This window comes from Nocardia sp. No.11 (assembly GCF_038752175.1).
Lineage (GTDB): Bacteria > Actinomycetota > Actinomycetes > Mycobacteriales > Mycobacteriaceae > Nocardia > Nocardia canadensis.
This window is the reverse complement of sequence record NZ_JBCGFB010000166.1, coordinates 1-10699: the sequence shown is the minus strand read 5'-3', so window position 1 is coordinate 10699 and position 10699 is coordinate 1. Positions and strand designations below refer to the sequence as shown.

General features: G+C 67.3%; 6 protein-coding genes and 1 pseudogene. All 7 read left to right on the top strand.

The features are described 5' to 3' along the window. The coding region (dnaA, locus tag V8688_RS29325; protein ID WP_342802149.1) for a chromosomal replication initiator protein DnaA at positions 1-1235 on the top strand (1235 nt) is incomplete at its 5' end. 784 nt (positions 1236-2019) lie between these two features. Beyond that, on the top strand, positions 2020-3195 hold the full coding sequence (gene dnaN / locus V8688_RS29320; protein WP_218722272.1) for a DNA polymerase III subunit beta: 1176 nt from the start codon (positions 2020-2022) through the stop codon (positions 3193-3195). 24 nt (positions 3196-3219) lie between these two features. Then, on the top strand, positions 3220-4416 hold the full coding sequence (gene recF, locus V8688_RS29315; protein ID WP_218722273.1) for a DNA replication/repair protein RecF: 1197 nt from the start codon (positions 3220-3222) through the stop codon (positions 4414-4416). Between the two features lie 136 nt (positions 4417-4552). Next, on the top strand, positions 4553-5089 hold the full coding sequence (locus V8688_RS29310) for a DUF721 family protein (protein ID WP_218722274.1): 537 nt from the start codon (positions 4553-4555) through the stop codon (positions 5087-5089). 372 nt (positions 5090-5461) lie between these two features. Further along, on the top strand, positions 5462-7495 hold the full coding sequence (gene gyrB, locus V8688_RS29305; RefSeq protein ID WP_218722275.1) for a DNA topoisomerase (ATP-hydrolyzing) subunit B: 2034 nt from the start codon (positions 5462-5464) through the stop codon (positions 7493-7495). Between the two features lie 59 nt (positions 7496-7554). Then, positions 7555-10065: a DNA gyrase subunit A gene (gyrA, locus tag V8688_RS29300; protein WP_218722276.1), complete on the top strand. Its 2511-nt coding sequence runs from the start codon at positions 7555-7557 to the stop codon at positions 10063-10065. A 39-nt stretch (positions 10066-10104) separates the two neighbouring features. Next, positions 10105-10699, top strand: a pseudogene (locus V8688_RS29295) (DUF3566 domain-containing protein); the annotation flags it as partial.

Genomic DNA, 10699 nt, shown 5'->3' with positions numbered 1-10699 from the left:
GCGCGCCGAGCCGGGGCCGGGGTCCGCAGTCGGAGGAGCCGATCGCCGCGCGGGCCGAGGAGGCCCCCACCGAGGCCGCGCCGGAACCGCTGCGGCCGGGTACGCCCGGTGCCGAGCCCGCGGACGACGAGCCGGTGGTCGACGCCCGCAACAACTGGCCGACCTACTTCAACAAGTCGCCCGAGGCCCCGCCGCAGGCGTCGTCCTCGGCGAGCCTGAACGCCAAGTACACGTTCGAGACGTTCGTCATCGGCGCGTCCAACCGGTTCGCGCACGCGGCCGCGGTCGCGATCGCGGAAGCGCCGGCCCGGGCCTACAACCCGCTGTTCGTCTGGGGTGCGTCGGGTCTGGGCAAGACGCACCTGCTGCACGCGGCGGGGCATTACGCGCAGCGACTGTTCCCCGGCATGCGGGTGAAGTACGTCTCCACCGAGGAGTTCACCAACGACTTCATCAACAGCCTGCGCGACGATCGCAAGGTCGCGTTCAAGCGTCGCTACCGCGAGACCGACATCCTGCTGGTCGACGACATCCAGTTCATCGAGGGCAAGGAAGGCATCCAGGAGGAGTTCTTCCACACCTTCAACACCCTGCACAACGCGAACAAGCAGATCGTCGTCTCCTCCGACCGCCCGCCCAAGCAGCTGGCAACCCTGGAGGAGCGGCTGCGGACCCGCTTCGAGTGGGGCCTGATCACCGATGTGCAGCCGCCCGAACTGGAGACCCGCATCGCGATCCTGCGCAAGAAGGCGCGGATGGACCGGCTCGATGTGCCGCACGACGTGCTCGAACTGATCGCCAGCCGGGTGGAGCGCAATATCCGTGAGCTCGAGGGCGCGCTGATCCGGGTGACGGCCTTCGCCTCGCTCAACGGTCAGCCGCTGGATCTCTCGCTGGCCGAGGTCGTGCTGCGCGATCTCATGCCCGACACCGCGGCGCTGGAGATCAACGCGGCGACGATCATGGCCGTCACCGCCGAGTACTTCAACACGACGCTCGAGGAACTGACCGGGCCGGGCAAGGCCAGGCCGCTGGCGCAGGCCCGGCAGATCGCGATGTACCTGTGCCGCGAGCTCACCGATCTGTCGCTGCCCAAGATCGGGCAGGCGTTCGGTCGCGACCACACGACGGTGATGTACGCGGAGAAGAAGGTGCGCAAGGAGATGACCGAGCGACGCCGTGTCTACGACCAGGTGCAAGAACTCACAGCCCGGATCAAACAGCGCTCGCGCTGATTTCATCCACACCCTCGAACACCGCCCTGACCTGGGGCGGTGTTCTTTTTTGCCTTGTGGATTCCTCGAGGAATCCCTGTGGAGTCCTCGAGGAATCCACCGGTTGTGCACCGATCGGCGCACAGGGGCTGGGGAGCGATCTGGGAGTGTTCGCTCACAGGGAGTTGTCCACATCGTCCACAGCCGGATCCACTCACACCTCCACGGTCACCCCGACCTGCGACGTCGGCGGATCTGCCCTGTGGATTCCTCGAGGAATCCGTGTGGAGTCCTCGAGGAATCCACCTGGTTGCCACCACCCTGCCCCCGCGTGTGAACAACAGGGTGAATCCGGTGGAACAACTCGAGGACTACTCGAGGATGGAAATGGGACAACTTCGGGCGTCCACAGACGCTCCCGGTTCATCCTCGAGACACCCCACGGCCATCCCCATGCCGACGTGCGCTCTGACCTGCGGATTCGGCCGAAGTCCACAGATTCCACAGTGCCTACTACTACTTCAGTTCTATTTCTTGAAGAGATCTCTTCAAAACAAGGTGTGTGGAAAGTCGGTCGGAGAGGCTCGGCTCGGTCGGTGCTCCACTCACAAGCGGCAAGGAGGAGAGGGGACGGGTAGCGAGGGCTCGATCGGCAGGGAGGGTCGATGCGGACTTCCCGCGATGCCCGGGTACCGTTTGGTTGTCGGCTTGTTGTGCGAGACTCAGTGCGCGGCCGACGCAGCACCTCAACTCCGCTGAACACCCCGCACACGGATTCGAAACTCGGAGAGGACAAAATCGGGCGATGGAGCTTGCGAGCATGAAGTTTCGGGTCGCCCGAGAGGATTTCGCCGAGTCGGTGGCCTGGGTGGCGCGCAGCCTGCCCTCCCGTCCTCCGGTGCCCGTTCTGGGTGGTGTGCTGCTGGTCGCCGACGAGAACGGCCTGACGGTCTCCGGTTTCGACTACGAGGTCTCCGCGCAGATGCGGGTGGCCGCCGAGGTCGCCGGTCCCGGCCAGGTGCTGGTCTCGGGCCGACTGCTCGCCGACATCACCAAGGCGCTGTCCAACAAGCCGGTCGATGTCTCCGTCGACGGCACCCGCGTGCTCATCGCCTGCGGTAGCGCCAAGTTCTCCCTGCCGACCATGCCGGTCGAGGACTATCCCCAGCTGCCCGAGGTGCCGCAGCAGACCGGTGAGCTCGGTGTCGATGTGTTCGCCGAGGCGGTCGGTCAGGTCGCCGTCGCCGCGGGCCGCGACGACACGCTCCCCATGCTCACCGGCATCCGGGTCGAGATCGAGGGCAACGATGTCGTCCTCGCCGCCACCGACCGCTTCCGCCTGGCCGTGCGGCACCTGCAGTGGCAGCCCACCCGCTCCGACATCGAGACCGCCGTGCTCATCCCGGCGCGCACGCTGTCCGAAGCCGCCAAGACCCTCGGTGCCGCCGACGCGCCCGTGCAGCTGTCGCTGGGCAGCGGTGGCGGGGCCGACGGCCTGCTCGGCATCGTCAACGCGGGCCGGCGCACCACCACCCGCCTGCTCGACGCGGAATTCCCCAAGTTCCGCCAGTTGCTCCCCAAGGAGCACACCTCCATCGCCACGCTGCCCGTCGCGGCGCTGTCCGAGGCGATCAAGCGCGTCGCCCTGGTGGCCGAGCGCGGCGCCCAGGTGCGTCTGGAGTTCTCCACCGACGGCGTGCTGCTGTCGGCGGGTGGGGACGACGCGGGCCGCGCCGAGGAATGGCTGGAGGCCGATTTCCGCGGTGAGCCGCTGACCATCGCCTTCAACCCCGGCTACCTGACCGAGGGACTGTCGGCGCTGCACGCGGAGCGGGTCACCTTCGGGTTCACCACCCCGAGCCGTCCCGCCGTGCTGCTGCCCGCCTCCGACGAGGAGCCCAAGGTGCTCGAGTCGGGTGCGTTCGCGGCGCTGGAGAGCCAGTACATCTACCTGCTGATGCCGGTCCGGCTGCCCGGCTGAGCCGGCCCGCCCGCGTAATCCGGCATGTTCATTCGTGCGCTGTCGGTCCGTGATTTCCGGTCGTGGGAACACGCCGAGCTCGAGTTGTCCCCAGGGCGCACGGTGCTGTTGGGGGCCAATGGCAACGGCAAGACCAATCTGCTCGAGGCGATCGGTTATCTGGCGACGCTGGGGTCGCATCGGGTCTCCGCCGACGCGCCGCTGATCCGGATGGGGGCGACCCAGGCCCGGATCGGGGCGACCGTGGTGAACACGGGCCGCGAATTGCGCGTCGATGTGGAGCTCAAGCAGGGCAGCGCCAACCGGGCCCAGATCAACCGGTCGCCGGTGCGCCGGTCCAGGGAGATCCTCGGGATTCTGCAGACCGTGCTGTTCGCGCCGGAGGATCTGTCGCTGGTGCGCGGCGATCCGGGGGAGCGCCGACGGTTCCTCGACGAGTTGTGCACAGCCCGCCTGCCCAGGCTGGCCGGCGTGCGCGCCGACTACGACAAGGTGCTGCGCCAGCGCTCGGCGCTGTTGAAAACCGCTGGGCGCCATGTCCGTTCCCGCGCCGATCTGAGCACCCTCGACGTGTGGGACGGGCATCTGGCCGAGCACGCCTCGGTGCTGCTGGCCCAGCGATTGCGCCTGGTCCACGACCTGTATCCGTATCTGGCACAGGCATATCGATCGATCGCGCCCGAATCACGGCCCGCGGCAATCGCTTATCGCTCGGGATATCTGCCGCCCGAACTCCTCGATCCGGCGCGCGAGCCGGGGGCCGACGACGTGGCGCACCTGCACGAGATCGTGCTGCGCGAGCTGGCCGCCGCCAGGAGCCGGGAACTCGAGCGCGGGGTGTGCCTGGTCGGCCCGCACCGCGACGACCTCGAGCTGCTTCTCGGCAGCTCGCCCGCGAAGGGCTTCGCCAGTCACGGTGAGTCCTGGTCGTTCGCGCTGGCGCTGCGGCTGGCCTCGTTCGAACTGCTGCGCAGCGCGGGCACCGAGCCGGTGCTGCTGCTCGACGACGTGTTCGCCGAACTGGATCGGCGCAGGCGGACCGCGCTGGCCGAGGTGGCCGCCGGCGCGGAGCAGGTGCTCATCACCGCGGCGGTGGCCGAGGACGTGCCGGCCGAGCTGGCAGCCGAACCGCTGCGGGTGCAAACGACCGGCGAAGCCGATCGGCGTACCTCACGAATCGTCACCGAGGTGGCCGAACAACCGGAAGATATGCACAGATAGCGATAGTTATCAACAGCAGCCTGTGGAAAACCGGCAACATGCTGGACATATGCCGGATCGGCCTGGACGGCGCTGTCGGCGCTCCGGCGTAGACTCAGCCCGCACTCGGCCAGCCTCGACACCGGAAGGAACCAAGGTGAGCGAAGAGCCCGAACCGGAGCTGCGCGGGATCGATCTGGCCCGGCGCGCGCTGGAGGAGGCCAGGGCCGCTGCCAAGGCCAGCGGCAAGTCGGTCGGCCAGGGCCGCGCATCCCCGGTCCGCAAGCTGCGCGCGGGTGGACGCAGGCGCACCGGCTGGTCCGGCGCAGGTCCCGACCCCCGTGATCCCCAGCTGTTGTCGGCCCTGACCGGGTCGATCGCGAAGAGTCGTGGCTGGTCGGGCAAGGTGGCCGAGGGCATGGTGTTCGGCCGGTGGACCAGCGTGGTCGGGGAGGATATCGCCTCGCATGCCACCCCGGTGACGCTGGAGGGCGGCGTGCTCAAGATCGCCGCCGAGTCCACCGCGTGGGCCACCCAGCTGCGCATGTTGCAGGGCCAGATCCTGGCCAAGATCAATGCCGCGGTCGGCCAGGGCGTGGTCACCTCGCTGCGGATCACCGGGCCCGCCGCGCCGAGCTGGCGCAAGGGCGAACGACACATCAAGGGCCGCGGGCCACGCGACACCTACGGATAGCCGGGCGGTGACCGGGGCGAGTTGCCTTGTGGCCGCAACGCTCTCGGGCCCCGAGTTTTGTACATGTGGACAAAACCTGTGGATAACTCGGAGCGGCCTCGGGGGCGGTCGATCGCGTTTCACGTGGAACCGCCGAACGCAAGTCTCACGCCAGTTCTGCCGGGCGGAAATCTCCGGAAGGCGGAATCTTGTCACCGTAGACCGATTTCTTGCATTCACGGCGGCGTCAGGGGTGTCGTAGGTGCACTGTAAGTTGGGCTTACCAGTAGGATGGTGACGTAACCAGCGGCGAACCCTCGACGCGTGCTGTGCAGTCCGCGTGCTGCCCGATCGCTGCGACAGGGATCAGCAAGTAAGGAGAGCTACCGACAAGTGGCTGCCAACGACTCCAACGCATCGGGCAACAAGCAGGGCTACGGTGCCTCCTCCATCACAGTCCTCGAAGGCCTCGAAGCGGTGCGCAAGCGCCCTGGCATGTACATCGGTTCCACCGGTGAACGCGGCCTCCACCACCTCATCTGGGAGGTTGTGGACAACTCGGTCGACGAGGCGATGGCCGGCTACGCGACGCGGGTCGACGTCACGCTGCTGGAGGACGGCGGTGTCGAGGTCATCGACGACGGCCGCGGTATCCCCACCGCCATGCACGCGCAGGGCATTCCGACCGTCGAGGTCGTCATGACGCAGCTGCACGCCGGCGGCAAGTTCGACTCCGACTCCTACGCCGTCTCCGGTGGTCTGCACGGTGTCGGCATCTCGGTGGTCAACGCCCTGTCGTCCAAGCTGGAAGCCGAGATCGACACCGACGGCTACCACTGGGCCCAGACCTACAAGGACGCCAAGCCGGGCAAGCTCATCCAGGGTGAGCCGACCAAGCGCACCGGTACGACGATCCGATTCTGGGCCGACCCGGAGATCTTCGAGACCACCACCTACAACTTCGAGACGGTCGCGCGCCGCCTGCAGGAGATGGCGTTCCTCAACAAGGGCCTGACCATCACCCTCACCGACCAGCGCGTGAGCGAGTCCGACGTCACCGACGAGGTCGTCAGCGATACCGCCGAGGCGCCCAAGCACGCCGAGGAAGGCGTCGAGAAGCCGGTCGAGCACAAGGTCAAGACCCGCACCTACCACTACCCGGGCGGCCTGGTGGACTTCGTCCGCCACATCAACCGCACCAAGCAGGCCATCCACAACTCGGTGGTCGGCTTCACCGGCAAAGGCACCGGCCACGAGCTCGAGGTCGCGATGCAGTGGAACTCGGGCTACTCCGAGTCGGTCCACACCTTCGCCAACACGATCAACACCCATGAGGGCGGCACCCACGAAGAGGGCTTCCGCGCGGCGCTGACCACGGTGGTCAACAAGTACGCCAAGGAGAAGAAGCTCCTCAAGGAGAAGGACGGCAACCTCACCGGTGACGACATCCGCGAGGGCCTGGCCGCCATCGTGAGCGTCAAGGTCGGCGAGCCGCAGTTCGAGGGCCAGACCAAGACCAAGCTGGGCAACACCGAGGTCAAGTCGTTCGTGCAGCGCGCCTGTAACGAGCACCTGACGCACTGGTTCGAGGCCAACCCGGCCGACGCGAAGACCATCGTGCAGAAGGCGGTGTCCTCGGCGCAGGCCCGCGTGGCCGCGCGCAAGGCGCGTGAGCTGGTGCGCCGCAAGTCGGCCACCGACCTGGGCGGCCTGCCCGGCAAGCTGGCCGACTGCCGCTCCAAGGATCCGAGCAAGTGCGAGATCTACATCGTCGAGGGTGACTCCGCCGGCGGCTCGGCCAAGTCCGGCCGCGACTCGATGTACCAGGCGATCCTGCCGCTGCGCGGCAAGATCATCAACGTCGAGAAGGCCCGCATCGACCGCGTCCTCAAGAACAACGAGGTCCAGTCGATCATCACCGCGTTCGGCACCGGCATCCACGACGAGTTCGATATCGCGAAGCTGCGCTACAACAAGATCATCCTGATGGCCGACGCCGACGTCGACGGCCAGCACATCGCGACCCTGTTGCTCACGCTGCTGTTCCGGTTCATGCGCCCGCTGGTCGAGCACGGGCACGTGTTCCTGGCCCAGCCGCCGCTGTACAAGCTCAAGTGGATGCGCACCGACCCGGAGTTCGCCTACTCCGACCGCGAGCGCGACGCGCTGCTCGAAGCCGGTCTGGCCGCGGGCAAGAAGATCAACAAGGACGACGGCGTCCAGCGTTACAAGGGTCTGGGCGAGATGAATGCCAAGGAGCTGTGGGAAACCACCATGGATCCGTCGGTGCGGGTGCTTCGTCAGGTGACGCTCGACGACGCGGCCGCGGCCGACGAGCTGTTCTCCGTGCTCATGGGCGAAGACGTGGAGGCACGTCGCAGCTTCATCACCCGCAATGCCAAGGACGTCCGCTTCCTGGACGTGTAACCGGTGCTGCGCCGTAAGCGCGCGCCCGTGAAGCATGTCAGGCCCTCGAAGGAGATTTGATGACTGAGACCACGCTGCCGCCCTCCGGTGGTGCGGGCGACCGGATCGAACCGGTCGACATCCAGAACGAAATGCAGAGCAGCTACATCGATTACGCGATGAGCGTGATCGTGGGCCGCGCGCTGCCCGACGTGCGCGACGGCCTCAAGCCCGTGCATCGGCGCGTGCTCTACGCGATGTACGACAACGGCTACCGCCCCGACCGCGGCTATGTGAAGTCGGCCCGTCCGGTCGCCGAGACCATGGGTAACTACCACCCGCACGGCGACGCGTCGATCTACGACACCCTCGTGCGCATGGCGCAGCCCTGGTCGCTGCGCTACCCGCTGGTCGACGGCCAGGGCAACTTCGGTTCCCGCGGCAACGACGGCGCGGCCGCCATGCGTTACACCGAGTGCCGCCTGACGCCGCTCGCGATGGAGATGCTGCGCGACATCGACAGCGAGACCGTCGATTTCGTCCCCAACTACGACGGTCGCTCGCAGGAGCCGACCGTGCTGCCCGCGCGCGTGCCCGCGCTGCTGATGAACGGCAGCAACGGCATCGCGGTCGGCATGGCGACCAACATCCCGCCGCACAACCTCAACGAGCTGGCCGAGGCCATCTACTGGGCGCTGGAGAACTACGACGCCGACGAGGAGACCACCCTCGCCGCGTGCATGGAACGGGTCAAGGGCCCGGACTTCCCGACCCACGGCCTGATCGTCGGCGGCCAGGGCATCCACGACGCCTACACCACCGGCCGCGGCTCGATCCGCATGCGCGGTGTGGTGGAGATCGAGGAGGGCAGCCGCGGGCAGACCCAGATCGTCATCACCGAGCTGCCGTACCAGGTCAACACCGACAACTTCATCAACTCGATCGCCGAGCAGGTCAAGGACGGCAAGATCGCGGGTATCTCCGATATCCACGACGAGTCCTCCGACCGTGTGGGCATGCGCATCGTGGTGACGGTCAAGCGCGACGCGGTCGCCAAGGTCGTGCTGAACAACCTGTACAAGCACACCCAGCTGCAGACCAGCTTCGGCGCGAACATGCTCTCGATCGTCGACGGCGTGCCGCGCACGCTGCGCCTGGATCAGATGATCCGGTACTACGTCGACCACCAGTTGGAAGTCATCGTCCGGCGTACCCGCTACCTGCTGCGCAAGGCCGAGGAGCGGGCCCACATCCTGCGCGGCCTGGTCAAGGCGCTCGACCTGCTCGACGAGGTCATCGCGCTGATCCGCCGCTCGGCCAACACCGACACCGCGCGCACCGGCCTGATGCAGCTGCTCGAGATCGACGACATCCAGGCCACCGCGATCCTGGACATGCAGCTGCGCCGCCTGTCCGCCCTGGAGCGGCAGCGGATCGTCGACGATCTGGCCAAGATCGAGCTCGAGATCGCCGACTACAAGGACATCCTGGAGAAGCCGGAGCGCCAGCGCGCGATCGTGCGCGACGAGCTGTCGGAGATCGTCGAGAAGTACGGCGACGACCGTCGGACCAGGATCATCGCCAACGACGGTGACGTCGCCGACGAGGACCTGATCGCCCGCGAGGACGTGGTCGTCACGATCACCGAGACCGGCTACGCCAAGCGCACCAAGACCGACCTGTACCGCTCGCAGAAGCGCGGCGGCAAGGGCGTGCAGGGCGCAGGCCTCAAGCAGGACGACATCGTCAAGCACTTCTTCGTGTCGTCCACCCACGACTGGCTGCTGTTCTTCACGAACAAGGGCCGGGTCTACCGGGCCAAGGCCTACGAGCTGCCCGAGGCCAACCGGACCGCGCGTGGTCAGCACGTGGCGAACCTGCTGGCGTTCCAGCCGGACGAGAAGATCGCCCAGATCATCCAGCTCAAGACCTACGAGGACGCGCCGTACCTGGTGCTCGCCACGCGCGCCGGCCTGGTGAAGAAGTCCAAGCTCACCGACTTCGACTCCAACCGGTCCGGCGGCATCGTCGCGGTGAACCTGCGCGACGACGACGAGCTGGTCGGCGCCGTGCTGTGCTCGGCCGACGACGATCTGCTGCTGGTCTCGGCGCACGGTCAGTCGATCCGCTTCTCCGCCACCGACGAGGCGCTGCGTCCGATGGGCCGCGCCACTTCCGGTGTGCAGGGCATGCGGTTCAACGCCGACGACGAATTGCTCTCGCTCAATGTGGTCCGCGAGGACACCTACCTTTTGGTGGCCACCGCGGGTGGGTATGCCAAACGTACGGCGATCGAGGAGTACACCGCGCAGGGTCGTGGCGGAAAAGGCGTATTGACAATTCAGTACGACCCGAAACGTGGCAGCCTGGTCGGTGCGCTCATCGTCGACGACGAGGACGAGTTGTACGCGATCACTTCCAGTGGTGGCGTCATCCGCACCGCAGCCAAGCAAGTTCGGAAAGCTGGACGCCAGACCAAGGGCGTGCGATTGATGAACCTCGCGGATGGCGATACCTTGCTAGCGATCGCGCGCAACGCCGACGAGCCCGATCCCGATCAGCTCACCGGCGACGCGGCTTCGGAGCAGTAACCCAACCAGCGGCGGCAACGAACGGATCTGAGGATTCCATTGACCACACCGAATCAGTCGAACGACGATCGGAACCAGACCAACGGCGTCACCGAGCGGATTGCCTCGTCTCCGATCCAGCCGCGGCCGATCCCACGCCAGGGCGGTCCGGCCGAGGGCGCGGCAGCGCCGGAATCCGGTGCCGCCGGGGGCGAATCGTTCGACCAGTCGACCGTGCGGATGGGCAACGAACCCACCCCGCCCGCCGGCAACGGAAAGGGCAAGTCGCCCTACCAGGACGGGTGGGCGCAGCTGCCGCAGCGCGAGCCGCAGTCGAACCTCTACCGGCCCGGTGAGGCCCCGAGCCAGGGGCGTCCGTCCTCTGGCGGTGCGGGCCCCTCGTCCGGTGGGCTGAAGGGCAGCGGCGCATCCAATGCCAGGACCACCGCTGACTTGGCGGCCAAGGCGGCCCGCAAGGAAGCGGCGATGGTGAAGTCCGTCGGTATCGACGGACCGACCCGCAGCATCGCCCGTCCCGAGCTGGTCAAGGACATGCCGGACCTGTCCGAGGTGCGGCATCCGACGCCGGACGGCCAGGCCGCGCCCGCGGCGGCGCCCGGGCTGCCGATGGCGCACATCCCGCCGCAGCCGGGGC

Excerpts from the sequence above, each read along its gene's own strand:
- dnaN (WP_218722272.1), top strand. The coding sequence starts at position 2,020 with ATGGAGCTTGCGAGCATGAAGTTTCGGGTCGCCCGAGAGGATTTCGCC.
- recF (WP_218722273.1), top strand. The coding sequence starts at position 3,220 with ATGTTCATTCGTGCGCTGTCGGTCCGTGATTTCCGGTCGTGGGAACAC.
- gyrA (WP_218722276.1), top strand. The coding sequence starts at position 7,555 with ATGACTGAGACCACGCTGCCGCCCTCCGGTGGTGCGGGCGACCGGATC.